This window comes from Aminithiophilus ramosus (genome assembly GCF_018069705.1).
Lineage (GTDB): Bacteria > Synergistota > Synergistia > Synergistales > Aminithiophilaceae > Aminithiophilus > Aminithiophilus ramosus.
Window position 1 is genome coordinate 2,759,648 of record NZ_CP072943.1, and the last position, 26,960, is coordinate 2,786,607.

Below are 26,960 nucleotides of genomic sequence, written 5' to 3' on the forward strand. Positions count from 1 at the left end.
CAGCGGCGATGCCCGTGCCCTCAGTCGAGCGCCCTTCCGCCGCGCCTCTCGGCATCCTGATGCTGGATACCCATTTCCCCCGAGTCAGGGGCGATATCGGGAACGCCCGGTCCTTCGACTTTCCCGTCCTGTACCACGTCGTCGACGGAGCGACGCCGCGGCGCGTCGCCACCAGAACCGATCCGGCCCTCCTCGACGCCTTTCTGGAGGGAGCCAGGAGACTCGAAAGGGCCGGCGTCCAGGCCATCACGACAAGCTGCGGCTTTCTGGCCCTCTGGCAGAAGGAGCTTTCGGCGGCCGTCTCCGTCCCCCTCCTGACGTCGAGCCTCCTTCAGGTCCCCCTCGCCTGGCGACTGACGGGCGGCCGTCCCGTGGCCATCGTCACGGCCCGGGCGGCCAATCTCTCCCCAGGACATCTGGCCGCCGTCGGCATCGACAAGATGCCTCTCTTCGTGACGGGCCTGGACGGGGCGACGGAATTCACGCGCGTCTTCATCGACGACGCAACGACGCTCCGTGAAGAAGCGGTCAGACAAGAGGTGCTCCGACGGACCCTCGACATCGTCGAGGCACACGAGGAAATCGGCGCGATCGTCCTCGAATGCACCAATCTGCCCCCTTACGCCGACGCCCTCCGCCAGGCGACGAAACGTCCCGTCTTCGACATTCTGACGCTCTGCAACCACGTCGTCCGGTCGCTGCGCCCCCTCTGAAAGGGGCATTCCGCCGCGAGGCACCTACCGGACCCGCACGGAACGAAGGGCCGCAGAGTCCCCCGAAGGGGATCTCTGCGGCCCTTTTTCACGACGGCTCCGGCAAAAACCCGAGAACCCCCTGCGACCCCCTCATGGTCGAAAAACGCCTACCGAACGCTGTCCCCCGACCTTTTCGACGTGCAGAGGCTCACCGCAACGAGGACGACAATCGATGCCGGTATGGCGACGAAGGCGCTGTCCACCCCTCCGAAATGGGCCTTCAGGCCCAGCTCCCAGGCCAGAGTCGTCACGCCGCCGACGACCATCGAACTCAGACCTCCGGCGGGCGTCACCCTCTTCCAGCAGAGAGCGGCGATCAGAGCCGGGGTGATGGCGGCGCCGTAGATCGTGTAGGCGTACATCATGACGCTCAGGATATCCGAAAATCGCGTTATGAGAAGGTAAGAAAACACGCCGAGGAACACGATCAAACCGCGCATGACGAGCAGGTCCTGTTTCCCGCCGACATTCTTTCGGAAATGGGGCTTGATGATGTCGTTGTAGATGCTGGTCGCCGAAGACAACAGGAAAGAGTCTCCTGTCGTGATCATGAAAGCGATGGCCGCGGCCAAGAGACATCCGCCCAGGACAAAGGGAAGCATATGAGTGGCGACCATCAGGAAGGCCGTGTCCGGCTTGATGCCCGGCAGATAAGGGATGGCCACCGTCGCGATAAAAACATTCAGGCAGGAAAGGACAATACTTCCCACGATAAACCCTATAGCCGAATTCTTCGCTATTTTTTCGGTTTTAGCGGCTCCAAAACGGGTAAACAAATTCTGGTCTCCCAGCGTCAGGAAGAGCATGGCCAGCACATAGGCCAGGGTATCCATAGGCCTATACCCTCCAAGCAGAGTGAGCTTCTCGGCCGGTATCTGCGCGACGAGTCCGGAGAATCCACCGGTGGCGTTCAAGAGAAACGGAACGGACAACACAAGAGACACGAAAATGAACAGAGCCGTCATGGCATCGGTGTAGGCAACCGTAAGCAATCCGCCCGTGACGGAAAGGAAAACGATGACGACGGCGGCTATGGCCGTCCCCGTCTCGACAGGGATGCCGGCCACGATATTCATGACATAGCCCGCTCCTTTGAATTGATAGGAGCATATTCCGACATAGGCCAAAACGATAAAGATCGACCCCAACACTCTGGCCGGATTGCCATACTTTTCTCCGAAAAGCTCGGGTATTGTCACGTTTTCATTGCTTCTTATCCTGGATGCGAGAAAGTATATGAAGGCAATCGCCAGAGGCGATGCAAATTCAAAGAGAAGACCAGCCAAAGGCCCCTTCGTATAAACGATATTTGCCGTTCCGGTTATTCCTCCTCCACCGTACCAAGTCGCTATCAATGTTCCCACCAAAACCCACAAAGGCAGCTTTCGACCGGTAGTCATGAAATCATCCGAACTGTTGACACCTTTTCTTGCTATATAGGCACCATAACAGACCACAATGACCAAATAGGCAACAATCATCCAGAAATACCCGGATATTTGCATTTTAGTCACCTCCCATCTTGCGTTAACGCATTGAATGCAAATAAATACCAGACAAGCGTGGAGCGATCAACACCCGCAAAGATAACGAAGGGTAAATTTCACGCTCCACGCGAACAAAAGGCCACCAAGAATGTTATTCGGTTATTTCAACTACAACCCGTTGCGAGGTATTTTCTGATCCCATTCTTTGCTGAAATAGGGTTCACCGTTTTCGGTGACATCCATTTTCCCCGAGAGGATGAAGTTATCCGCATCGGATCTCTGGGTCACGACGATATCCGCATCGATCCACCATCCCTCGCGGCCGACCTTCATCTTCTGACGGATCGTGTAGCATGCCGACAGGGGGTCGTGATTGCCGAGGGTGAGCTCTCGCTTCAAGTTATGCTCCACCGTGACGTCCACATCGTCGAAGCGGTAGACGCCCTCGCCGAAGACGCCACCGACCCCGTTCGTGACGCAGGTCCAGGCGTCTTTCAGGATGTCATAGGAAACCGTGCGGTCGACGCGCCCTTCGGACAGCCACGTCGTCGGCGTCAGCGAAGCGCACTCGGGGTTCATGTTCGGCCCTTCCGTCTCGGCGCCGCGGAACAGGGGCAACGTCAGCCGCGCCGTGGATAAGTCGAGGGTGAGCGTCGCCTCCTCCGGCATGTTCCAGAACATGGGCCAGAAGGTCGTCGCCAGGGAAAGGCGGATCCGATGGCCCGCCTTGAAATGGTGGCCACAGCAGTCGAGTCCGACGAAGGCCTTAACCTTCCTGCCCGGCTCGAGCTCGACGACCCTGTCGTGACCTTCGAGATGGGTCAGGTTCATGACGCCGTAGGAGACGCGGCTCACGGCGCCGTCGGGCTCCACATCGGAAATCTGGGCGAAAAGCATCGCCTTGGGCACGTCGCTGGAGAGCTCGACCTCGAAACGGGGGTAGCCCAGAATCCTGAGGGGCTCTTCCAGGACGTCGCTTTCGAAAACCATGGCCATCCCGTCGTCGACGCGCTGATCGGCAGGGCTTTCGCCCAAGACGGCCGCCCCCATCCACTCTCCGGCGAGCAACCCGTGGTTCTGCGGCGTCTTCAGCAGAACCGACTCCCCGCCCTCTCCCTTTTCGCGCCGCAGAAGACCATGGGAGAGATAGAGCGTCTCGGGAACGACATCGGACGACGGCCACCGGTCGAGACCGACCCAATACCCTTCGCTCACGGGCCTGATGGCCGAGGGAGGCATGCTCTCCTCCATCCAGGCCTGAACCATGGGGCCCTCCATGACGCCGTTCTCCCTGCCCTTGAGCCAGTGATCCCACCAGCGCAGGGCCTCCTGAAGGAATCCCATGGCGGGGCCGGGAACACCGTCGTGGGCGTAAACGTGGGCCCAGGGGCCGATGATCCCCTTCCTCGGCACGTCAAGCCCTTCGAGAAGGGTCAGAACCGTATTCGTGTAGGAATCGGCCCAGCCGTCGACGGCCAGCACCGGGACCTCGATGTCCGAATAGTTCTCGCAGACCGAGCCGTGCCTCCAATAGGCGTCTCTCGTCTGGTGCTCGAGCCAGAGGGCCATCCACAGGGGCATCTCCTCCAGACGCCTCAGGGACTGCTCCCTCCAGGCATCGCCGACGACGTGGGGATCGAGGGGGCGACACATGTAGGCGAGCATGATCGCCCCCCACCAGAAGTTATCGTTCAGAAGACATCCGCCCTTGTAATGGATATCCTGGTTGTACCTGTCGTCGGTGAATCCGACGGTGATGACGGCACGCAGCGCCTTGGGCCGTCGCGCCGCGACCTGCAGGGAGTTGAACCCGCCCCAGGATTTGCCCATCATGCCGACCTTGCCGTCGCACCAGCACTGTCGGCTGATCCAATCGATCACTTCCAGGGCATCGTCCTGTTCCTGCTTGAGATATTCATCTCTCAGGAAACCGTCCGACTCTCCCGAACCGCGCATGTCGACGCGGACAACGGCATAGCCGTTTCCGGCGAAATAACCGTGCATCGGCTCGTCCCGTGCTCGCGTTCCGTCCGTCTTGCGATAGGGAATATATTCGAGAATCGCGGGAACGGGCCTATCCGTCTCGGGGAACCAGAATCTTGCGGAAAGCCTCGTGCCATCAGACAAAACAATCCAATCGTTCTCTTTCGTCCTGAATTTAAAAGGAAAATCAGTTTTTACAGTTTTATTTTTGCATTCAATCAAGATATTTCATCTCCATTCTATCAGGCATTTGTTGTCACAGCCACAACTTTATCTTTCTTGGGGGAGTAAAGCTTTATCCAAGCAAAGGAAAGCGCAGCACCTATCAGAGCTATAACAATCATCCCAGTGAAATACATGTGATATCCAATGGCTCCAGTATAAGAATCAAGGGTTTTACCGGCAACGAAAGGACAAAGGATTTCGGGAATATAACCTAAAGTAGACACAAAACCGATAGCTATTCCAGCATATTCGATAGGAACTCCGCCCTCGGTCAGAAGAGAAAAATAGATCCCAAAGTTGGAGTACATGGCAAAATAAAACACAGAGCAGATGATAGCCAGAATATACAACTGATTCTGTCCCAAAGGCATGTGCATGATGGCAAAAGTTCCTAATGCCATCGCCAGGAAACCGACGAACATCACATGGGCCTTGCCGAACCTATCTGCCAAAAACCCACCGGATGGGGAGGCAATCGGTCTGCAATACTGAGCCAACACGGTTATGATGGCCGCCGACACCGCTGAAGCTCCCAGGACATTCGTGGCATAGGGGGTGAAATAGAAATAGGACATGTTGAAAATATAAGTGGAGAAGGTGATGGCGGCCACCATCCAGACGGCTGGCATTCTCACGACGACAAGAATATCCCTTACGCTGAATTTAGATTTATTGGATGCGCTGGATTCGGGCTTAACATCTTTCAACGTTAACAAGAAAACCAATCCGCAAATGACAGGGCATATGGAATAAAAAATAATTATCCATTTCAACCCAAGAGCGGACGATGCCTTCGCCTGGAAGAATCCGAATATAGCCGTAGCGATTGCCATGTGGACGGCGTTAACAACTCCGCGGCCGCCTTCAAAAAGACCATAGGCACGGGATTGTTCATTCTCGGCCGCCTGCATCCTGATTATTTTCATCAGGGAAGGCCAGAAAGTCAGGAGAGAGGTCACGCCCCACACACCGTAGATCGCGACCAGCATGATGTACGAGGGGAAGAGGAGATGCAAGATGCCGCCAAGCCCTGTCGCGATCAGAGAGAAAACTAAAAGTTTTTTAGCCGAGATACGATCGGCAAGAATGCCGCCCACAAGATAAGATACCAGCCCCAGCAATCCGTAAGCGCTTCCAAGACTGCCCATCTGAGTGTTGCTAAGGCCATATGTTGAAATATAAGCATCATAGTAATAATATCTGAAATAAGGAAGACCATAAATAATAGAACCCGCAAAAGCCAAAAGACAAATTTTTAGAAAATTTTTACGGAAAAGCGAGTCTGATGTAGCTGGGTTCACCTTACATCCCTCTTTTCATTTTTTTATTTTTTTAAAATCATAGTATTTTTCAAGGTATTTTTTCTGCTTTTTGAATCCCCAATGCTCGTCTTTCATCCAATGGATAGCGCTAGCCACATCTTTTTTTTCGAGAGCATCTATTAAGTTTTCGTGCTGGTCGCAACACACCCTATCCCATTCCTCCATCTGAACTATCGCCGTTGGCGAATAATATAATCTTGAAGATATATTATTCCACAAAACAGGAAGATAAGTATTCTCAGACAATCCTAGATAAACATTATGAAACGTCCTATTGAGTTCCATGTGATCTGAAAAAGCCTTGCGCTCCGTACTTTCCCATATATGCCTGTTAATTTGTCTCATTATGGCGCAATGTTCTTTGGTAATATGGAGTATGGCTGTCTTCAAGGCTTCAGCCTCTATCATGCCGAGAGTTCCATAATAATTCTCGACATCTTTCAAGGAGAAATCCCTTATTATGATTCCTTTTCTGGGAAGAATAGTCACCATGCCCTCGCCCTCAAGCTGCAAGAGAGCATCCCGAAGCGGAGTTATCCCTATTCCGAGCTCGGAGCTGACCTTGCGCAAACTGATTGGGTCTCCCGGCCTCATGGACATCTGCGATATCTCTTTCCGGAGATAGTCACAGACCTGTTCTCTAAGCGATAACATGTGAAAATTCGGCTTGTTCCCGACCATTTCCTTCACCTCCTTTCATCGACACCCCCTAGCGAGCGCCGCAAAAGCGCTGAAAAACACTTCGCCTCTTTTTTCGGGTCCGCCCTCGACTCACACCTGGACCTCAATCCGCTTTTTCACGCGACTTACCTGATGTCTGATGTAACAGTTCTGTTTTTGTACAGTATCACCAACCTTCAGATTGCGCAAGACACAAAAACTTCCTCTTGCCGGAAATCCTTTTCACCTATCGGTGAACTTCGCGGCGGAGGCAACGGCGTCCAAGTCGGGAGACCCTGCGGGACGGTGGACCCGTCCCGCGCGCCGCCAAGATGGCCGCGCTCCCAGCAGGGGCAAAACCCCCTCCACGACCGCGGTTGGATCGTTCCCGACAAGGGCAAAACCCCTCCACGACCGCGCTCGGACGCTCCCGGCAGGGACAAACCCCCTCCACGACCGCGGTTGGGCGCGCTCGGCAGGGGTAAAACCGCGGCCGGGCTTTTCCTGGGAGCGTGGGCATCCTGCCCGCGTCCGCCCCGGAGGGGCGGTGGGTTCCTCACTCGTAACCGTCACCGTCGAGGAGACGGCGTCCAAGCCGGGAGACCCTGCGGGACGGTGGACCCGTCCCGCGCGCCGCCATTGCCCTTCCTGGGAGCGTGGGCATCCTGCCCGCGTCCGCCCCGGAGGGGCGGTGGGTTCCTCACTCGTAACCGTCACCGTCGAGGAGACGGCGTCCAAGCCGGGAGACCCTGCGGGACGGTGGACCCGTCCCGCGCGCCGCCAAGATGGCCGCGCTCCCAGCAGGGGCAAAAACCCTCCACGACCGCGGTTGGGCGCGCTCGGCAGGGGTAAAACCGCGGCCGGGCTTTTCCTGGGAGCGTGGGCATCCTGCCCGCGCCCGCCCCGGAGGGGCGGTGGGTTCCTCACTCGTAACCGTCGCCGTCGAGGAGACGGCGTCCACGTCGGGAGACCCTGCGGGACGGTGGATCCGTCCCGCGCGCCGCCAAGATGGCCGCGCTCCCAGCAGGGGCAAAACCCCCTCCACGACCGCGGTTGGGCGCGCTCGGCAGGGGTAAAACCGCGGCCGGGCTTTTCCTGGGAGTGCCGTTGTCTTGGCACGCTTCGGAAGGAACGGAACGTTTCACGCCGCCGTCGCTTTTCCTGGGAGCGTGGGCATCCTGCCCGCGCCCGCCCCGGAGGGGCGGTGGGTTCCTCACTCGTAACCGTCACCGTCGAGGAGACGGCGTCCAAACCGGGAGACCCTGCGGGACGGTGGATCCGTCCCGCGCGCCGCCCTTGCCCTTCCTGGGAGCGTGGGCATCCTGCCCGCGTCCGCCCCGGAGGGGCGGTGGGTTCCTCACACGTAACCGTCACCGTCGAGGAGACGGCGTCCAAGCCGGGAGACCCTGCGGGACGGTGGACCCGTCCCGCGCGCCGCCCTTGCCCTTCCTGGGAGCGTGGGCATCCTGCCCGCGCCCGCCCCGGAGGGGCGGTGGGTTCCTCACACGTAACCGTCACCGTCGAGGAGACGGCGTCCACGTCGGGAGACCCTGCGGGACGGTGGACCCGTCCCGCGCGCCGCCAAGATGGCCGCGCTCCCAGCAGGGGCAAAATCCCTCCACGACCGCGCTCGGGCGCTCCCAGCAGGGGCAAAAACCTTCCGACTTCGGGGGGATGACGTCCATGCCGGGAGACTCTGCGGGAGGGGAACGCCACCAAGGCTTGACAGGGGAGGAGGAGGGGGGTAATATGCGTGCGTCTGCAATCATACGGTTGCCGATGACGTCGAAAAAACCTTCCCCCGAAAGGGGACCGCAGACGGGAGGGAAGAGTCTTGTTTCCCGATGACAACCTTCTTTTCAGCTCTCTGAGGAGCCTCGTCAAGAAGATGCACCGCCTCGGCGACAGGGAGATGGCGCCCTACGGGATGGGACATGGCGAGCTGCGTCTCCTGCTGCTCCTTTACGGCAACGACGGCTGCGGCCAGGATTACCTCATCTCGCGGCTCACCGTGGACCGCACCAACGTGGGAAGGGCCCTGGCCAAGCTGGAAAAGATGGGCCTTGTGCGAAGGATCCGAAGTCTCGACGACGGCAGGGCCAACGTCGTCTTCCTTTCCGACAGGGGTCGGGAGATGCAAGAGCCCCTTCTGGCCGCCAAGGAGCGGATCGAGAGGAAGGTTACGGGAGCCCTCTCGGACGACGAGATCGATCTTCTGTCCCGACTCCTTTTCAAGATGGACGAAGGCCTCTCCGACGGGAGCTGAAACCTCTATTCGAAAGATCGGGAGCGGCGACGGGCGACAATTACATGCGTGCGCAATCATGCAAATAGAGGCCGACGAGGCCTCCCGCGAGGAGGATATTCATGTACAGTCTCGGCATCGACATCGGCTACGCCTCCGTCAAGGTCTCTCTGACGGAGGATCTTCGCCTCCTTCACAACGCCTATCGTCTCCACAGGGGAAAGATCGTCCCGACCCTCCTCGATCTCCTGCGGGAGGTCTGCCGCCTCTACGGGGCCGAGAAGATCGCCTTCGCCGCGACCTGTGGCGGCGAGATCGAGCCAGGCGGCCTTCACCGCTGCGACGCCGTGTCGGCCCTTGTCGAAGGCGTCGCTCTCCTCGATCCCTCCTGTACGTCGATCATCGAAATCGGCGGCCAGAGCGCCAAGTACGTGACGGGCTGCGACGACAGGGCCCGTCTTCAGGTGGCCATGAACTCGAGCTGCGCCGCAGGGACGGGCTCCTTTCTGGAGGAGCAGCTTTCGAGGCTCGGACTGCGCCTCGAAGACTACGCCGCCGGGGCGGCCCGGGCGACGCGGGTTCCGCGCATCGCCGGGCGGTGCAGCGTCTTCGCCAAGACGGACATCACCCATCTCCTGCAGGAAGGCGTTCCCGTCGAGGACATCCTCCTCGGCCTGGCCTACGCCCTGATGGGCAACTACAGGAGTGCCGTCATCGGCCGCCTTCCCCTGACCAAGCCCCTCTTCTTCGCCGGGGGCGTGGCCCTCAACGGAGCCCTTCTGGCCGCGACGCGCGATCTTCTCGATCTGAAGGAGGGAGAGCTGGTCGTCTCGCCCGCCTCGGCCAACGCGGGAGCCATCGGGGCGGCGGCGCTGGCCCTGAGGGAGAAACGGGCCTACGACATGGCGACCCTGCTCAGGTTCCTGGAGGACGAGAGGCTGTCGTCTCCGAAAAAGGGCCTTCCTCGGCTGCCGCGACTGGAACGAAGCGAGGAGGACGGGAGGGACCGGCACCGCTGCGCCCCCCTCCCTGAAGGCTCTGCCTCGTGCTGTCACCTCGGCGTCGACGTCGGATCGACGAGCACCAATATCGTCGTCGCCGACGACGAGGGCCGCATCGTCACCTACCGTTACCTCCGCACCTTCGGCGACCCCGTCGCCGCCCTCCGCGAAGGCTTCGAGAGCCTCCGCCGCGAGCTGGGACCTTCCGTGCAGATCGGAGGGGCGGGCGTCACCGGGTCGGGACGCTACCGCATCGGCGAGCTGATCGGCGCCGACGTGGTCAGGGACGAGATCACCGCCCAGGCCCGGGCCGCCGTCGCCCTGAACGAAAGGGTCGACACGGTCTTCGAGATAGGAGGTCAGGACTCGAAGTACATCGCCATCAGGGACGGGGCCGTCGTCGACTTCCAGATGAACAAGATCTGCGCCGCCGGGACGGGTTCCTTTCTGGAGGAGCAGGCGAAGAAGTTCGACATCGCCATCGAGACTTTCGGAGACATCGCCCTGAACAGCGCCGCCCCCATCGACCTGGGCGAGAGGTGCACCGTTTTCATGGAGACGAGCGTCGCCGCCGCCCTCGCCCGGGGGGCGGCCATCGACGACATCGCCGCGGGACTCTGCTATTCCGTCGTCCGAAACTACCTCCATCGCGTCGTGGGACGCAAAAGGATCGGCGAGACCATCCTCCTTCAGGGAGGCATCGCCCACAACGGGGCCATCGTCAGCGCCTTCCGGGCCCTGACGGGCAAGGAGATCACCGTCGCCCCCTTCTTCAGCGTCACCGGCGCCTACGGCGCGGCCCTTCTGGCCAGGGAAGGCAAGGACGAGGGGCCTACGGCCTTCCGGGGGCTGGACGTCCTCGACAGGCCACGGAAGGAAGAGACGGCCCCGATCGACACCGCCGAGAGCACTCCCGACGCCTTCAGCCGAGAGATGGATTCGCTCATCTTCGACGAGGGGGAGGTCCGCCCCGACCCGTCGAAAAAGACCGTCGGGATCCCCCGAGCCCTCTTCACCTTCGGCATGTACCCCCTCTTCGGCACCTTTTTTCGCGAGCTGGGATTGAACGTCGTCCTCTCCGACCCAACGGACGAGAGAACCCTCGCTTTGGGGCAGCGCTACGCTCAGGACGAGATCTGCTTTCCCGTCAAGCTCGTCACGGGACATGTGGCCCAGCTCGTGGAACGGAAGGTCGACTACATCTTCTTCCCCGACCTCCACACGGTCATGCACCCCGATTCCCCGTCGCGCCAGAACTACGGCTGTGCCTACATGCAGCTGGCCTTCAAGCTCGTCAATCAGATCATGGGGCTGAGCGGAAAGGGCATCACCCTCCTGGCGCCCACCATCGCCTTCAACAGGGGGAAGGCCTTCATGACCGAGAGTTTCGCCCGCCTGGGCGCCCTGCTTGGCCGGACCGAGGAGGAGACGACGGGAGCCCTCGCCGCCGCGATGAAGGGTTTCCTCGACTTCGAGCACCGCCTCAGAGAGCGCGGGAAGGAGCGGATCGGTGACCTGAAGGAGGACGAGGTCGCCTTCGTCCTCATCTCCAAGATCTACGGCATCGCCGATCGGGCTCTGAACAGGGGGATCCCGGACAAGCTGCGCGCCATGGGCTACAAGGTCCTGGCCTTCTTCGACCTCCCCGACGTGGACGCCTCGGCCGAACACCCCAACATGTACTGGCCCTTCGGTCAGCACATCCTGGAGCCGGCCTACCTCGTCAGGGAACACCCCAACCTCTACGCCCTCTTCCTCACCCACCACGGCTGCGGCCCCGACTCGATCCTCCTCCACTACTTCAGGGAGATCATGGGCGACAAGCCCTACCTCAACATCGAAATCGACGAACACGCCTCGGCCGTCGGAATCGCCACCCGCGTCGAGGCCTTCGTCAACAGCCTCGATCGCAGACGAAAAAAGGCGGAAGCGATCGACGTCTACCGGGAGAAGATCGACCACAGACGCTGTCCCATCGCGACGGCGCTTCTTCCCTCATCGGCGGACGAGCTCCTCTACATCCCCCGTTTGCGCCCCTACTCGCGCCTTTTCGTCTCCTTGCTGAGGCGATGGGGCTTCCGGGCCGAAGAGCTCGCCGACCAGGACGAGCTCTCCCTGCGGAGAGGGCGGAAACAGACGCTGACCAACGAGCTTCTCTCCCTGACGGTCCTGCTGGGGAACCTCTTCCGCACCCTGGAGGGAAGAGCTCCCGGAGAACCGGAGGGGCGGGAGGAGGACGGAAGGGCCCGGGGAAGGGGGCTCTCCCTCCTCATGCCCCAGACGGAGGGGGCCGAAGTGGACGGCCAGTACGGCCGCCTTCTGCGGACCCGGCTCGACGAGGAGGGCTACGACGAACTCTCCCTCGTCTCCCCCTTCCTCGAGGACCTTCCCGACATGAGAGACGACGAGGGAGAGGCCCTTTTCCTCTGCCTTCTGGCAGGCGATATGGTGAACAACGCCCCCCGTCCGATGAGGGAGAGCCTGCTTGACCGTCTCTGCCTCGCCGTCGCAGGAGAGGGCCTCGACGGCCCCCTCCTGGTCCGAATGGCCCGGGAGATCGTCGCGACCCTGCGGGCCAGGACGCCGGGCAAGACCCTCCTGGCTCTGGGAGAACCCTTCGTCCTCTACGGCGACTTCATGAACGACGGCACCTTCGCCTCTCTCGAAGAGAAGGGAGGCCACCGCCTGGTCTACGCCCCTCTCGGCGAGTGCCTCTGGCTCTTCTGGGCCGACACGATCGACACCCTTCCCGAGGAGAGGCGAGAGCCCCGGAGGGAGCGCCTCCGCCGCCTTCGAGCCCTCATGGAAGACCTGTCGCGGGAACTGGCCCCCTTCAGCCCCTTCGCCGACGATCTCGACGGGCTCGTCACCTGCGCCGACGCCTCCGTCGGCCTCTACTCGGGCGCCTTCGGGCGCTACCGAAGCGCCAAGGCCATCGACGGGGCGGAAGGGATCGACGGCGTCATCGCCGTCTCCTCGACCTACGAGAACACGGCCGTCCTCCTCAACGCCCTCGCGTCGGGCCCCTCGCCCCGCCGGGCCAAACCGCTCCTCAACCTGGCCTTCGACGGCAACGAGAACGGGACGAACGCCATGAAAGTCGACGCCTTCGTCCGCTACATCTGAAGGGAAGGTCCCTTTTTCCCTTCGGCCCGCAAGAGGGAACCGGCACATCCCGCCCCGCGGAAAAAAAGAGAAGAAAGAGGTGACGGCAGTGGAAAGAAGACAGGGCTTCGGCCATCCCTGCAGCTTTCACATTCACGATCCCGAGAGGATTTTCGACGTCCTCGACCTGAAGGAGGGGACCTCCTTTCTCGATCTGGGCTGCGGAACCGGCGCCTACAGCCGCCTCGCGGCCCGCAGGATCGGCCCTTCGGGAAAGGTCTTCGCCCTCGACAGAAGAGGCGATCTCCTCCGAAGCCTCCGAGACGAGGCCGCAGAGGAAGGGCTCACGCAACTGGCCGTCGTCGTCGCCGACATCACTGAGCCCCTTCCCGTCGCCGACGAAACCGTCGACGTCTGCTTCCTCTGCACCGTCCTCCACTCCTTTCGGGAAGAGAAGGACCGGTCGGCCCTCTTCGGCGAAATGCGCCGCGTCCTCAAAAGCGGCGGACGGGCCGCCGTCGTCGAATGCCGCAAGGGAAGGACCGACTTCGGTCCGCCCGAAAGGTGGCGCCTCTCGGAGGAGGCCGTCGACGACCTGGCCGTCGGGGCCGGGCTGAGAAAGGTCTCGACGACGGACCTGGGCCTCACCTTCCTGGCCCTTCACGAAAAGACCTGACCGGCGGAGACAGACGCCATGACGCGAAGGGGGAGCCTCGACGAGGCTCCCCCTTCGCGTCGCTTCTTTCGCGCGCGGCGCTACATCATGTTGGGCAGGAAGAGCACGATCTGGGGAAAGACGGTCATGAGGAAGGCGAAGACGATCATCATGGCGATGAAGGGCATGACCGACTTGGAGATGAAACCGATCTTGTGGCGGCAGATGCCCGTGACGAGGAAGAGATTGAAGCCGATGGGCGGCGTGATGTTGGCGATCTGGACGAGGATGACGACGAAGATGCCGAACCAGATCGGATCGAGACCCAGGGCCGTCACGAGGGGAAGGAAGATGGGGACGGTCATGACGATCATGGAGTAGCCGTCGATGAGACAGCCCAGGAAGAGGTAGACGACGGTGATGAGGGCCATGACGGTGTACTTGCCCGCGCCGAGGGCGATGATGGACTCGCTGATGTACTTGGGCAGGCCAAGGAAGCCGAGGGCGACGGAGAAGAAGGAGGCGCCGATGAGGATGAGCATGATCATGCAGTTCGTCCGCACCGTGCCCATGACGCAGTCCCGGAAGATGGGGACCGTCAGGCATCCCGTGAGGACGGCCAGGACCGTCGCGCCCAGGACGCCGATGGCGGCCGCCTCCGTCGGCGTGGCCCAGCCCGTGTAGATGCTCCCCAGGACGAAGGCGATGAGGATCGCCACGGGAAGGATCTTGGGCAGACTCCGGAAACGCTCCTCCCAGGTGAAGCGGAGGGCCTCCGCGCCCGTCGCCTTCCTGTCGAGGAGGGACATGACGGCGATGTAGAGGCTGAAGAAGAACATGAGACCCAGCCCCGGCACGAGACCGGCGATGAAGAGCTTGCCGATGCTGGCCTGAGCGACGACGCCGTAGATCAGCATGGGCATGCTGGGCGGGATGAGGATGCCCAGGGTTCCCGAGGCGGTGAGGCTGCCGATGGAGAGGGAGTCGCTGTAGCCCCGCTTCTCGAACTCGGGGATGGTGATCTTGCCCACCGTGGCCGTCGTGGCGTTGACCGATCCGGTGATGGCGGCAAAAAGGGCGCAGGCGACGACGTTGACGTGGAGAAGGCCGCCGGGAAGCCGTCCCAGCCAGGGCGTGAGGCCGTCGAAAAGGTCCTCGGAAAGACGGGTCTTGACGAGAAGCTCGCCCATGAGAATGAACAGGGGCAGGGCCATGAGGGTGCTGCTGCTGGCGTTGTTCCAGATGACGCTGCCCAGGATGCGCTCCACGGGGAGGCTCGTGAAGCTCAACAGGGAGGCGGCCCCGACGTAGAAGAGGGAGACGCCGATCCAGAGACCGCTCGCCAAGGTAATGGCGAGAAGGAGGAGGATGACGACGAGGACCGTCGAAAGCATCAGGCCTTCACCTCTTTCTGCCCGAGTTTGATGAAGTTGACGACGTACTGGACGAAGAGGGCGAAGCTGCCCAGGGGCAGGAAGGCCTGGGGGATGGCCAGAAGGGTCTCCGAGACCTGGTAGGAGCGCTGGTTGTTGATGAAGGAACTGTGAAAGAGCTGGAACGTGACATAGGTGAGGTAGAGGGCGAAGACGATGGCCAGGAGATAGCAGACCTGCTTGGCCGTCCGGACCAGCCCTGGGAAACGGTCTCCGAGGTAATCGATGAGCTCCATGCGGATGTGGCCGTTGTACTGCTCGGCATAGGAGAGGCCGAGAAAGCTGCTGACGCCCATGAGATAGCCCGTGTACTCGTCGACGACGTAGAAGGTGGCGTGGAAAAAGCTCCGTCCGATGATCTCGGCGACGATCATGGCGCAGCCGATGACGAGGCAGAGGCCGCCGACGCGCCCGAAAAAGCGGCTGATGCCGTCGAGAAGGGGGATCCATTTCTTCATGTCCATCTCTCCTTACATAAAGAGGGGGCCCCCCTCGGGACTGCCGAGAGGGGCCCCGGGATCGCTTCTACTTGCCCTTGGCGCTCATGAAGGCGTCGTAGAGCGGCTTCGTCTCGGGATTCTTCTCGACGAACTCGGCGGCCACCTTCGCCCCCATGGCCTCCAGCTCGGCGCGGAACTCGGGAGAGAGCTCGGCGAACTGGAAGTCGGGCTTTTTGGCCTTGATGGCGCCCATGTCCTCGTCGACGACCTCGCGGACCCGGCCGACCAGCCAGGCCTCGGTCTCGGCGGCGGCCTGAGTCAGGGCCTCCTGCTCGGCGGCGGTGAGCTTGTTCCAGGAGTCCTTGTTGATCGTCGTGATGCTCGACGACGTCGTCACCTGGACGGGGATGCAGTACTTGGTCACCTCGTAGATGTTGCTCTCCCGAGCCGAGACGGCCGAGCTGATCGTGGCGTGGACGAGGCCCGTCGAGAAGGCCGTGTAGAGCTCGGCCAGGGGAAGGGCCAGGGGCGTGCCGCCGAAGGCCTCGACGAAGAGGGCGCCGCTGCGGTCATAGGTGCGGACCTTGAGCCCCTTGAGGTCGGCGGCCTTCTCGGCGGGCTTCGTCGTCCAAAGGTCGGCGAAGGGCCAGGAGGAGACGACGAGAAGCTTCTGGTTCCACTCGTCGCAGATCGTCTCGTAGTAGGGGCGGGCGACCTTGTTGAAGAGCTCGGCCTCGTCCCAGCCGTTGATCAGCATGGGCAGGGAGCGGACGCCGAAGATCTGGTTGTTGCCGGTGAGGCCCGTCGAGACGATCTCGGAAATGTCGAGCTGTCCCTCCTTGACGACGCGGAGCAGGTCGGGCCCCTTGTAGCCCAGGGCGCCGCCGGAGATGACGTTCAGCTCCAGGGAACCGCCCGTCAGCTCCTTGACCCGTTCGGCCATCATCTTCAGCCCCTGGACCTGGTAATGGGCGTCGGAATAGACGCTGTGGGCCGTCAATGTCGTCTTGGCCGAGGCGACGGTCCCGAAGGCCGTCACCGCCAGAAAAGCCGCCACCAACAACACGCCGAGCCGAGAGAATCGTTTCATTTCCACATTCCTCCTTGCCTACGATAGGTGAAGCGGAATAAGGTCTTCCGAAAAAAGATGAAACCACGCGACGCCGAACGTCAATCCGTGCACGGATTGTGAAAACCGACTTTCAAGTATCCTACCCTTGTCCCGCTTTTTTTCAAGAGGGGGCGCCATACCCGAACCCTCCGGCTCGGGACACCGCCTTCGACGCCGCAGCCGCGAATCGACGGGGTTTCGACCCCTCTCTGCCGACCGACGCGCAGAGCTCCGCCCCGGCGACGACGCTCATCCATGATGAGCCGAGTATAGGAAGGGGGAGGGAACTTGTCAATCGATTCGCAAAGACCGGAAGATTCGATCCGCTCCGGCTCCCCCGACAGGCTACAATGGAAAAATTCGAGATCTCCTGCCGGGAGGAAGCCATGAACGGACGGAACACCTTCGCCGACGATCTTCTCCGCTGGTATGCCCAAGAGGCCCGCGACCTTCCCTGGCGACGCCGAAGCTCGCCCTACTCCGTCCTCGTCTCGGAGTTCATGCTTCAGCAGACCCAGGTCGCCACGGTCATCCCCTATTTCACGCGCTGGATGGAGCGCTTCCCCGATTTCGAGAGCCTGGCCGCCGCCGACGAGGAGGAGGTCCTGCGCCTCTGGGAGGGGCTGGGCTACTACCGCCGGGCCCGATCCCTGCACGCCATCGCTCTTCTCGTGGCCGGCCCTCTCGGCGGCGCCCTCCCCGACGACTACGACAGCCTTCTTCAGCTGCCCGGCGTGGGTCCCTACACGGCGGGCGCCCTGGCCAGCCTGGCCTTCAACCGCCCCGAGGCCGCCCTCGACGGCAACGTGGAGCGCCTGATGACGCGCCTTCTCGACATCGCCGAGATTCCCGGCCCCGCCCTCAGGGAAGACCTTCGCCGCCGGATCACCGCCGCCATCCCCCCGGGCCGGGCCCGCGACTTCAACCAGGCCCTCATGGAGCTCGGCGCCCTGGTCTGTCTCCCCCGCAACCCCCTTTGCCTCTCCTGTCCCCTGAAAGGCCACTGCCTCGCCCTCGCGAGGGGTACTGCCGCCGAAAGGCCCCTCAGGCGCCTCCGCCCTCCCGTCGAGACGGTCCGCGCCCTGGCGCTCCTCGTCACCGACGGCGACCGTTTCCTCCTCCTGCGGCACCGCGACGGCGAGCGGTGGCAGGGACTCTGGGAATTCCCCACCTTCGACGGCGACGAGGAGAGCGTCGCCGCCGACCTGCAACTGGACCGGACCGCGTGGAAGAAGGCGGGATCGGTCCGCCACAGCTTCACCCGCTACCGGAGGGAGATCTCCGCCTTTTCCCTCGCCGTCGGCCTTTCCCTCCCCCTTCCCGGCACGGAGGATCGCGAGGCCCGATGGGTCGCCCGGGAGGAGCTGGGGGACTACCCCCTTTCGGCGGGAAGCCGTAAGATCAGAGAAGGCCTGATCGCCCCGGCCGAGGGGGAAAGCTCCGTTGACGGCGGAAGGGGGAAGGCCTAGACTTGTCCACCGTCCCTTCCCGATTCCGCGACGACGGGGACGACCGGCCCCGACGAAAATCCAGCCCCGAACGACGAGGTGACGCCATGATCCGCTGCGCCAAGATGAACGGTAACGGCAACGACTTTCTCGTCATCGACAACGGACGGAAACGTATCGACGACGAGACCCTTTCCCGCATGGCCCGCCTTCTCTGCCGGAGACGGGAGTCGGTCGGCGCCGACGGCCTGCTCGTCTTCGAGCCTTCGACGACGGCCTCCTTCCGCATGCGCGTCTTCAACAGCGACGGATCGGAAGGGGCCATGTGCGGCAACGGCGCCCGCTGCATGGCGCGCTACGCCTGCGAGCAGAACCTGGCCCCTCCCAAAATGACCTTCGAGACCGACGGAGGCGCCGTGACGGCCCTCGTCGAGGGACGGCGCGTCTCCCTCACGCTGGCCTCCGTCCCGCTGGAAGACATCGTCATCGACGAGCCCCTCGTCGTCGGCGACGAGGCCCTCCGCTACTCCTTCCTCACCGTCGGCGTCCCCCACGGCGTCGTCTTCCTCAACCGCCCCCTCTCGGAGGGGGAGATGACCTTCCTCGGCTCCACGATGCGCCACGACAGGGCCCTCTTCCCCGAGGGAGCCAACATCAACTTCGTCACCGCCGACGACGAGGGGCTCTTCGTCGCCACCTACGAACGCGGCGTCGAGGCCCTGACCCTCTCCTGCGGCACGGGATCGACGGCCTCGGCCATCGTGGCCTGCCTGACGGGACGAAGCGGCCCCGAGGCCACGGTCCGGAACCCCGGCGGCGTCCAGGAGATCTCCCTCCTCTTCGAGGGGAGGAGCTCCGTCGTCCCCTCCCTGGCCGGCCTCACGACCCTCGTCGGCTGGGTCGAGGCCTCTGACGAGGCCTTCCTGTAGAATACCTGCCGTATCGGGCGGCGAAGAGGGCGACCCGGGATCGCCTCTTCGCCGCCGCGATGCCGATCGGCCGCGCCTCGGCGCTCCGTCGCAATAAAGGATCACGGGCGGAGGGCTCCCCGCGAGAGGGGACGCCTTTTCCGCCATGAATCGGGACAAGGGGAGTGACGAAAGGGAATGGTCGAAAACAGGGAAATCGCCGTCCCCATGGCCCTGCTTCTGGTCATGGCCGAGGCCGAAGGCCCCCTGGGGGCCGGAGCGGCCCGGGAGGCCCTGCTCCGCGACGGCGTCGACATCAGCGAGGCCACGGCGGGGCGGCTTCTCCGCGATCTCGAACGGGAGGGACTGGCCCTCAAGGTGGGCGTCCAGGGACGGAAACTCACCGAAAAGGGGCGGGAGGCCGCCGCCGAGATCTGCCGACGGCGGACCAACGAGGCCTCGGCCGAGGCCCTTCTCGAGGCCCTGCGCCCGACGGACAAGGGAGAGCTCGTCGACCTCGTCGTCGCCCGACGGGCCCTGGAGACCGAGACGGCCCGCCTGGCCGCCCTCAACGGCACCGAAGAGGAGCTGGAGCGACTGAGGGAGATCGTGGCCGAGACGAGACGACTCACCTCGGCGGGCAGGAGCATGGCCGGATCCGACGGCGCCTTCCACGCCCAGATCGCCCGCATGTCCCACAACTCCATCCTCGAGGCGGCCCTCCACCTCATCTGGCACAACGGCCAGTACTCGCCCCTTCTCGAGGCCATCCGCCACAAACAGGGGCGCACCCTGGGAAGCGACCACGAGCGCCTCTTCCAGGCCATCGCCAGCCGCGACGGCGAGCGGGCCCGCCTGGCCATGACGGAACACCTGAACAACGTCCTCCGCGACGTCGAGGCCCTGCCCGACGACGGAGCATGAACGAACCCGCCCCTGCCGCCTCGCGGAAGTTCCGCGAGGCGTTTTTTTTGTGCCCTTCTTCCGGGAATCGCGTTGAGAAAACCGTCTCACAAGGTTAAGATATCCCTAAGGGAAGCAAAAACCGTTGACAGGGCGTGAAAGGCGGGAGGCGGCCTTCGACGGCGAGGGAGTATCGAGATCCCGTGGCTCTACTGCCTTCGTGCGGAGATGCCGCAAAACCCCGACCGGTGACGGCACTTGTGAGGGCCCTCTTCGGCAATGCCCTCCGAAGCCGGAGTTTCAGGCACTTCAGGCCCGACGGAAGAAGCGTGACAGAAGATGACTAATAAAGACACACTCTGGAACTTCCGAATAAACCTTGTACATCCAAATTTTACGTCTGAATTGGAACACCGGGAGGAGAATAATCGCCATGAGCGAAAAACCGAGAAAATGCATTCTCACCACGGTAGGAACATCATCAAGGAACAATCTGCATAAAATAATCACAGACGGGTACGATGAATTACTAAACAACTTATACACTGAAAAGGCTCAACATGAAATATCTATCATAGTTAAATTAATAATAGACAAGGGCAAACTTCCAGACCCGGCCAAAATTCTATCCGAAACTCCCAGCGAGAGAATGATCAACGCAGAATTACAAAGTCTGATCCTTTGGATATTAAACAAAACTAAAGGATCAAAATTTGAAAGCATGAACTTGGTTGTGATATTATTTCCATCAAAAGATCCGGAATGCATACTTAACGCAAAAATATCAGAAATTTATATAAAATTATTGGATTCATCGCCATACAAATCCAGCTTTGGGATAAATTCTATTGATTGCAAAATAGAGGATCTAGATATCAGCGTTAAATCTAATGCTCTTTTCTCTAGGGGAATTGACTCTCTTTTTAAGGCTTTTGACGAAAAAAGAAAAGATTTTCACTACTCGACATATGACTTTGTCATAAACTGTACCGGAGGCTACAAGGCCGTCACGGCTTTCTCCACCCTCTACGGTCAAATTCACCAACTTCCCTGCATCTACACGTTTGAGTCCAATGACAAAGACACGCTGGACCTCCTGCCCCTCCCCCTTTCCTTCGCCCTGGGGCAACTTGACGATGAAATGGCCCTTCTAAGGGGCCTGTGCAGCGGCGATACCCTCCCTCTCACGAAAGAACAGATCACATTTCTTCCCGATTGGGTTCGGGGACTTTGTTCCGCAGAAGAGGACGACTCCGTCAGACCCTTACACCTGGCCCAAGTCCTCGTCGATCACTACGACAGGAACCGCCGCAAAGCCTCCGGCGTCGGACAAGGACTTCTCGACGAGATCCGCCGCCGCCCTGGAGGCGAACCCCTTGCCGCGTACATCGAGAGGCGCATCGCCAACGAGTGGGCCGAACTCTGGCTGGGCGACCAGATCCCCGAAACGGTCGAACACAGCCGCCGCCACTCGAAACGGCTCATGGAAATCGCCGCCAACGTCTTCCGGTCGGCACGCCCGGAAGACGTCGAGGCCGTGGGCCTGAATGACGCCAAGGCTTTGGCCCTCTTCGTCACCGCCATCTACCTCCACGACATCGGCCACACGGCTCTGGCCTTTCCCGTCACGCCCAGCGGAGGCGGCGCCTTCCCTCTAGGCCTTTTCCCCTCGTCGGTGCGCGAGGTCCACCATCTCCTCTCAAGAGACCTGATCCTGGCCGAGGGAGAAGACCTCCTCCCTGACGACGGCAGCGATCTGGCCCCCATGCTTCGGGAACTGGTACCCCTCGTCTGCGCCTACCATCGGGGCTACACCCATCTGCTTAAAGAGCAGAAGACGGCACAGCCCAAGGGCGCCGTCTCTCAGGTGGGGAAGCTCCTCTTCGGCGACGAGCACTTCAACGAGACGCTGCGCCCTCTGGAAGAGGTACTTGAGGCCAAAAAGGGGAAAATCGCTGCCTGGGGCCTCTCGATCCCCAAGGTGCTGGCCTGCGCCGCCCTGCTTCGCGTCGTCGACGGCTGCGACGTCCAGGCTGACAGAACCGTCGACGACGTCTACCTGAAGGCCCGCCAGAAACGGACGGAAAAGGAAGGCCAGGCCCTCTGGCAGCAACTGGCGTTCTTTGACACGAAACTTCCTGCCGAACTTGGCAACAAACTGTGCGAACTTAGAGATCTCATCGATTCTGAGCGCATCGATTCTGAGCGCATCGAGGACCCTCTTCGCGTTAAGGATCAGGCGGAAGCCATAAAAGCGCTGACCGGAGACATCTACACCGCCGTCTTCGACGATCTCATCGCTCTCAAAGGCTCCGGAGACTGGGCTTTCATCAACGAAGACTTCGAGAAAATCCAGGCCCTTTCGCTGGCCAACTGCGTGGCCTTCAAGTGGGAGCAGTTCCTTCACTTCCGCAAACACCAGGCCGTCGGCTTTGTCCTCCCCATGCCTTCCGCCGACGGCAAGGGCGTCACCATCGGCATCTGGCCCAACAATGAACTCCGTCCGGACAATGCAGCTTTGGAAAAAGTCCGCGAGAGCATCCAAGAGGAGCTTTCGGGGAAAGAGGATGACCAGGCCCGAGGCAAGCAACGGCCGGGCGGCGTCGGAGACATCCTGGAGTCCCTTGGCCTGAAGCCCGAAGTCATGGGAGAACGAAGCGATGGCCGGTGACTCAAGGGCCTGGCTCGACGAAGTCGATCAGGTCATCGACCGCTGCCTGGCCGGCCTCCGGGGCCAGCGCCGGCTTTCGGCGAAAAGGGGACCGAGAAATCCCGTTCCCGACAGACCGGACCTGCTGCGTCAGGAGATCCTCCTGTCGGGATCTGCTGCCAAGCACACCTTCGGCTTGGATAAATGGGGGCTCCGCTGGCTGATTCCGACGATAGACGTCCTCCGCCTGCCGGAGGGAGAACATCGGATTTTCAGCTACAGGGCCCGTCTCAAACCGTCGGGAAGCAAAGACAGGGAATCGCTCAAGCTCAACGGGGTCGCTGACCTGGATCAGATGGAGATCGTTTCGACCTGGTCCGACTTCGTCGAAAACGCCTGGGGCCGCTTCGCCCGGAAGCTCAACCGGGAGGGAGAGGCCCGCATCGAATGGTTTCTGGGGCTCGAAGCCGTGATCAATTCTCTCTGGGTTTCCGGCAAAAGCCGAAGCCTGGCCTTGATGAGCCCCTTGACGGGCAATCCCCTGCGGCGCCTGGAGGAGCGCCGCAAGGTCGAAATCGCCCTCAATCCCCGGGGCGACGGCCCGCTGCGACGTCCCCACCACAGCCACGAAGGGCGCCTCTGCCCTTATCACACTCCCGAATCGGAACGCATCGGCCTCCAGCTCCACCTGACCGCCGACGCCGTGATCGAGGACAAGGCCATCCGATCCGGCCGCTCCCGCCTATCCCTGGCCGTAGGCCTCGTCCCCCACGGCCGCCACAACGACGGCCCCCGTCTCCTCATGGGAGGCAAAAACCTCAAGCAGGCCGAGGCGGGAATCCGGGGCGAACCCTCCCGCATTCCCGGAGACTGCGAGGGGCACCGTCTCCGGCGACTGGATCTCGGCGGCGAGGCGATCGAGAAGGGCCGCCTATTCCCCTATCTCGGCGTCAACGCCCTGGTCGCCGTCATGCCCTGGGAAGGGCTCACCTACGAAGACGGCCTTGTCGTCTCCCGCTCTTTCGCCGAGAGGCTGGCCCTCCCCGAGGCGACGCTGGAACAGCGGGAAACGCTCCTCCTCGAAGAGAGCTCTCCGGCCACCCTCACGCAAAAAGAGCTCCAGCGGGAAGTCGACGCCCTTGTCGGGTGCTGCTGCCGCTTCGACGACCCGCTCCCCCTGCCGCCGACCCTCCGCCTTCTGGGATTTCAACCGAGGCGCTATCACTGGAACGACAGGGCACGGCTCGATTCGGTCACGGTCCGCCTCCTTCAGGGACGGCCCCGGGGAAAGGGGCGGACCCGCCGCCAACCGCTGGAGGTTCGCCTTCTCTACCGCTTCAGTCTGAACCGTCCCCTCGCCATCGGCGACAAGATCACGGGGCGCCACGGTAACAAGGGGGTCGTCACAGCCATTCTCGACCGACCGCCTCAAGCTCTCATCGACGGCCAACGCCGCGACATCGACCTCATCATCTCCCCCTGTTCGATCATCGGGCGCAAGAATTTCGGCCAGATCGCCGAAATGGTCCAGTCGCTCTTTACGGAGGATATCGCGTCGGAGACAGACAGAAACTGGCGTCAACGGCTGGCCGATCTCAAAGGACAGGGCACCGACGAAGGAGGACGCTTTGAGATCGACTGCGGCGACGGCAGAAAGGGCCGGGCCTTCTGCGGCTACCAGTACACCTGCCGACTCCATCACCACAGCGCGAAAAAGCTTCAGGCCCGCGGAGACGGCGGCCCCAGAAGCACCCTTCTCTCCGAGCCGATCAAGGCGGGTACGCTCTCGGGGCAGAGGCTGGGAGAGATGGAAAACTGGGCCATCCTCAGCCACGACGGCACCGTCGACGCCGAGGATTTCCTGACGGCCCTCCGGAAACAGAACAGCCCTCCCGACCGGACATGGCGGGTTTTTCGCACCATCCTGCGCTCCCTCGGGCTCGATATCGTCTCCGACGACAACGGCATCACCACGGCCGCCACCAGGGGAGAGCCTCTCTCCCTGCAGGAAGGGATCATGCAGAAGCTCCCTCAGGCGGAGGCTCGCCGGGAAGGTCCGGCCAACCCTTCCGCAGAGGAGCCTCTCTACCTGCTCGACTTTGCCGCTTTCCCAGAAACGACGCCATCGGATGCTTCGGCCGGAGAAGACGAAACTCCTTCCGAAGCGGTCCCTTCACTGCCTTCGGCCCTCGCCGCATCCCTCCTCCGGCTTACCGGCAAGCCGGAGAGACTGCCGTCTCGGGGAAAGATCCTCCGGCTTCTCTCCCTCTTTGAAAGATCCCAGGTCGACGGCGCCGAGCACCCCATGGTAGGACCGCTGCGCGAGCTGGCCCGCCTCCCCCGGAAGCCCCAGGACGGCGAGAACGACGACACCATCCCCCTCGAAGGGCTCCTCTTCTTCCTCGCCTGGACCGACGCCTCCACCGGACCCCGCTACGGCTTCCCCTTCGACCCGGCCATCGTGGAGGTTCTCGACGACACCGCCTCCATCCGACGGGTCCTGACGGCTCTGCTGTCCCTCGCCTACGGAAAGGGAGAGAATCTGGAGGACCTCCTCGACGCCCTCTCAAACTACCGCAAAAAGCTCGTCGGCCTCCTCAAGGGGAAGAAAGGCCTTCTGAGAGGACACCTCCTGGGGCGACGCTACAACCGCACGGGAAGAGCCGTCATCGTCCCCCGACCCGGACTCCGCCCCGACGAAACCCTTCTCCCCGCTTCCATGATCGCCCGCATTCTCGACGGCCACGGGTCGGCCCGGCAACTCATCGACGCCGCCGGTCTTGACGAGAGCGACTGGCAATCTCTCCGCCGCGGCGACGGCACGGCCGATCTTTTTCGGAGGCTCAACGAGGCTCTGAACGAACATCCCTTCTGGGTCCTCCTGATCCGTCAACCCAGCCTTCATCGTCACAACGCCCAGGCCTTCCGCGTCCGCTGTCACGACGAGAATGTCATCGGCCTCCCCCCTCTGGCCACGCCGGGCTACAACGCCGACTTCGACGGCGACACCATGGCCGTCGTCGTCCCCCCAGAGGGATTCGAGGATCTCTCCTCCTGGAGCCTCGTCTTTCACCCGGGCCTTCTCGGCACGGGGGCACCGGCTCTCTCGGCAGAAAACGACCTCGCCCTGGGCTGGCTCGCCCTGAGCGGACAAAGACGACTCTTCTGGCTCACTCAGGCTGGTCTCAAGGCCCAGGAGAAGCAAAAGGCCTCTCTGAGCGATCTTCTCCTGGGCCTCTGCCGCAGTCACAGCGCCGGGGACCTCGCCGAAACCCTGGGGGCTCTTCAGGCCGAGCTGGCAAAAGCCTCGACGGCCTCCTGTTCCCTGGGCCCCCTCGAACTGGAGGCCCTCTGGAACGACGGAAACCTCGCCGAACTTCGGGAGGAGGCCCCCCGATGCCGCGACAGAGCCGCCGGCGACCTCTCCGGCGACGGCATCTCTCATCATCGTCGGAGCTGGGAGGATCTGCGGTGGAAAATGGAAGAGGCCGTCAAGACCTTCCTGAAAAGGCAGGAGGACGGGGACCTCGTCCGCCTCATCTCCGGCAAGGCCAAGGGAAAACCTTCGGATCTCGTTCAGGGCATGGGCTGCCTGGGTTTTCAGGAGGAGGCCGCCGCCATCGAGGACTTTGGGGGCCCCGACCTCGCCCGCGCATGGATCACAGCCTGCCTCTGGGAGGGGCTCAGTGAAAAGAACCTCTTCCTTTACAGCTACGAATCCCGCCGTGCCATGGCCTCCAAAAAACTCCTCGTCGCTCAGGGCGGCTACCTAGCCCGGCGTCTCGCCGAAGGGCTTTACGACAGCCGCATCACCGAAGACGACTGTCTCTCCGAAAAGGGTCTGAGCCTCTCCTTCCGGTACGGACCTGAGGGGCAAGAGAGGATCCGTCTCGCCACAGGCGGTGATCCTCTCGATCTCTTCGAGGCTGACCCAGGCCGGGGCCTTTCGCGAATCGCCTGGGGGCGCTGTCCCGTCGGCATGAAGCGCCTCCTCGACAGTGACGACCTTTCGGCGATCCTCGGTTACTGGAAAGAGGGCAGGCTGTCGAAGAAGAAAGACCTCGCCGACCACATGGCCCGAAACGGCGGCTCCCTGGTCCTGCGAAGCCCTCTGACCTGCAGCACCTCCGGCAGAGGCCTCTGCGCCTGCTGTGCCGGCGCCGACCGGGCTCTCATGCCCTTCGACAGGCCTGCTTTTCAGAAAATCGGCCGCCCCGTCGGACTCGACGCCGCCATGGCCATCGGCGAGCGGGGAACGCAGCTTTCCATGAAGGCTTTCCACGACGTCGGCTCCAAGGTCAGCAGCGCAGCCCGGCTGGAGGAACTCCTTCTGAACCGGAGAAAAAAAGGAAGCCTGCCTGAGGAAATCGCCGACCTTCTGAGCCTTCTGGAGGACGAAGGGAACAACCTGCCCCAGGCCCTGATCCACTACGAAATCGCCCTGAGAGCCCCGGGAGGGCTCGCGGCATGGGCCGATGACGACGAGAAACGCTGGCTGGCCGCCCTGGCCTACGAGCGGCTCGACGAGAAGCTCCAGCCCGGCAGGCGGGACGACCTCTCGGGCCTGAAAAGCTCCGTCCTGCTCCGGCCGGTCAGCCTGAAAACAAGGGGGGAACAGCCATGACCGCT

The 26,960-nt window shown here is 62.0% G+C and carries 16 protein-coding genes and 1 pseudogene; 10 read left to right on the top strand and 7 right to left on the bottom strand.

Annotated features, from left to right (window positions below; all coding sequences use genetic code 11):
- Positions 1 to 8: 8 nt before the first annotated feature.
- Positions 9 to 713, top strand: a complete 705-nt coding sequence (locus KAR29_RS12515) for an aspartate/glutamate racemase family protein (protein ID WP_274373323.1) — start codon at positions 9 to 11, stop codon at positions 711 to 713.
- 149 nt (positions 714 to 862) lie between these two features.
- Here KAR29_RS12515 and KAR29_RS12520 read toward each other — a convergent pair whose 3' ends face one another.
- The 4 genes from KAR29_RS12520 to KAR29_RS12535 all read right to left on the bottom strand — a co-directional run bounded on the left by KAR29_RS12520 (position 863) and on the right by KAR29_RS12535 (position 6,453).
- Positions 863 to 2,260, bottom strand: coding sequence for a sodium:solute symporter family protein (locus KAR29_RS12520; RefSeq protein ID WP_274373324.1), 1,398 nt, complete (start codon positions 2,258 to 2,260; stop codon positions 863 to 865).
- Positions 2,261 to 2,410: 150 nt separating this feature from the next.
- Entirely contained in the window at positions 2,411 to 4,447 is a 2,037-nt protein-coding gene (locus KAR29_RS12525; RefSeq protein ID WP_311135593.1) for a CocE/NonD family hydrolase, read from the bottom strand.
- Positions 4,448 to 4,467: 20 nt separating this feature from the next.
- Complete coding sequence (locus KAR29_RS12530; protein WP_274373326.1) at positions 4,468 to 5,751, bottom strand: MFS transporter; 1,284 nt, start codon at positions 5,749 to 5,751, stop codon at positions 4,468 to 4,470.
- 15 nt (positions 5,752 to 5,766) lie between these two features.
- Positions 5,767 to 6,453 carry a GntR family transcriptional regulator gene (locus KAR29_RS12535; protein ID WP_274373327.1) on the bottom strand — a complete coding sequence of 229 codons (687 nt, stop codon included), beginning with the start codon at positions 6,451 to 6,453 and terminating at the stop codon, positions 5,767 to 5,769.
- A gap of 1,813 nt (positions 6,454 to 8,266) precedes the next feature.
- Between KAR29_RS12535 and KAR29_RS12540 the strand changes: the two genes are divergently transcribed.
- The 3 genes from KAR29_RS12540 to KAR29_RS12550 all read left to right on the top strand — a co-directional run bounded on the left by KAR29_RS12540 (position 8,267) and on the right by KAR29_RS12550 (position 13,459).
- Positions 8,267 to 8,698: a MarR family winged helix-turn-helix transcriptional regulator gene (locus KAR29_RS12540; protein WP_274373328.1), complete on the top strand. Its 432-nt coding sequence runs from the start codon at positions 8,267 to 8,269 to the stop codon at positions 8,696 to 8,698.
- Between the two features lie 101 nt (positions 8,699 to 8,799).
- Positions 8,800 to 12,804: an acyl-CoA dehydratase activase gene (locus KAR29_RS12545; RefSeq protein WP_274373329.1), complete on the top strand. Its 4,005-nt coding sequence runs from the start codon at positions 8,800 to 8,802 to the stop codon at positions 12,802 to 12,804.
- A 79-nt stretch (positions 12,805 to 12,883) separates the two neighbouring features.
- Positions 12,884 to 13,459, top strand: a complete 576-nt coding sequence (locus tag KAR29_RS12550; RefSeq protein WP_274373330.1) for a class I SAM-dependent methyltransferase — start codon at positions 12,884 to 12,886, stop codon at positions 13,457 to 13,459.
- Positions 13,460 to 13,539: 80 nt separating this feature from the next.
- On the opposite strand, the gene KAR29_RS12555 is transcribed toward KAR29_RS12550, so the two are convergent.
- From KAR29_RS12555 to KAR29_RS12565, 3 genes are all read right to left on the bottom strand, one after another.
- Positions 13,540 to 14,832, bottom strand: a complete 1,293-nt coding sequence (locus tag KAR29_RS12555) for a TRAP transporter large permease (RefSeq protein WP_274373331.1) — start codon at positions 14,830 to 14,832, stop codon at positions 13,540 to 13,542.
- A complete protein-coding gene (locus tag KAR29_RS12560; protein ID WP_274373332.1) occupies positions 14,832 to 15,329 on the bottom strand; it encodes a TRAP transporter small permease subunit in 498 nt (165 codons plus the stop codon). Before KAR29_RS12560 ends, KAR29_RS12555 begins: the two co-directional genes overlap by 1 nt.
- A 67-nt stretch (positions 15,330 to 15,396) precedes the next feature.
- The gene (locus KAR29_RS12565) at positions 15,397 to 16,401 is read right to left on the bottom strand and encodes a TRAP transporter substrate-binding protein (protein WP_274373333.1); all 1,005 of its coding nucleotides are present in this window, start codon (positions 16,399 to 16,401) and stop codon (positions 15,397 to 15,399) included.
- Positions 16,402 to 16,772: 371 nt separating this feature from the next.
- On the opposite strand from KAR29_RS12565, the gene mutY reads away from it, so the two are divergent.
- From mutY to KAR29_RS12590, 6 genes and pseudogenes are all read left to right on the top strand, one after another.
- Positions 16,773 to 17,891, top strand: coding sequence for an A/G-specific adenine glycosylase (gene mutY, locus KAR29_RS12570; RefSeq protein WP_274373334.1), 1,119 nt, complete (start codon positions 16,773 to 16,775; stop codon positions 17,889 to 17,891).
- A gap of 86 nt (positions 17,892 to 17,977) precedes the next feature.
- Positions 17,978 to 18,799, top strand: coding sequence for a diaminopimelate epimerase (gene dapF, locus KAR29_RS12575; RefSeq protein WP_274373335.1), 822 nt, complete (start codon positions 17,978 to 17,980; stop codon positions 18,797 to 18,799).
- A 177-nt stretch (positions 18,800 to 18,976) separates the two neighbouring features.
- Positions 18,977 to 19,702, top strand: a complete 726-nt coding sequence (locus tag KAR29_RS12580) for a FadR/GntR family transcriptional regulator (RefSeq protein WP_274373336.1) — start codon at positions 18,977 to 18,979, stop codon at positions 19,700 to 19,702.
- A 628-nt stretch (positions 19,703 to 20,330) separates the two neighbouring features.
- Positions 20,331 to 20,747, top strand: a pseudogene (locus KAR29_RS14135) (hypothetical protein); the annotation flags it as partial.
- Positions 20,748 to 20,822: 75 nt separating this feature from the next.
- On the top strand, positions 20,823 to 22,352 hold the full coding sequence (locus tag KAR29_RS12585; RefSeq protein WP_274373337.1) for an HD domain-containing protein: 1,530 nt from the start codon (positions 20,823 to 20,825) through the stop codon (positions 22,350 to 22,352).
- Positions 22,342 to 26,955 (top strand): hypothetical protein, encoded by a 4,614-nt coding sequence (locus tag KAR29_RS12590; protein ID WP_274373338.1) that lies wholly within the window; start codon positions 22,342 to 22,344, stop codon positions 26,953 to 26,955. Before KAR29_RS12585 ends, KAR29_RS12590 begins: the two co-directional genes overlap by 11 nt.
- The last annotated feature ends 5 nt before the right edge of the window (positions 26,956 to 26,960 follow it).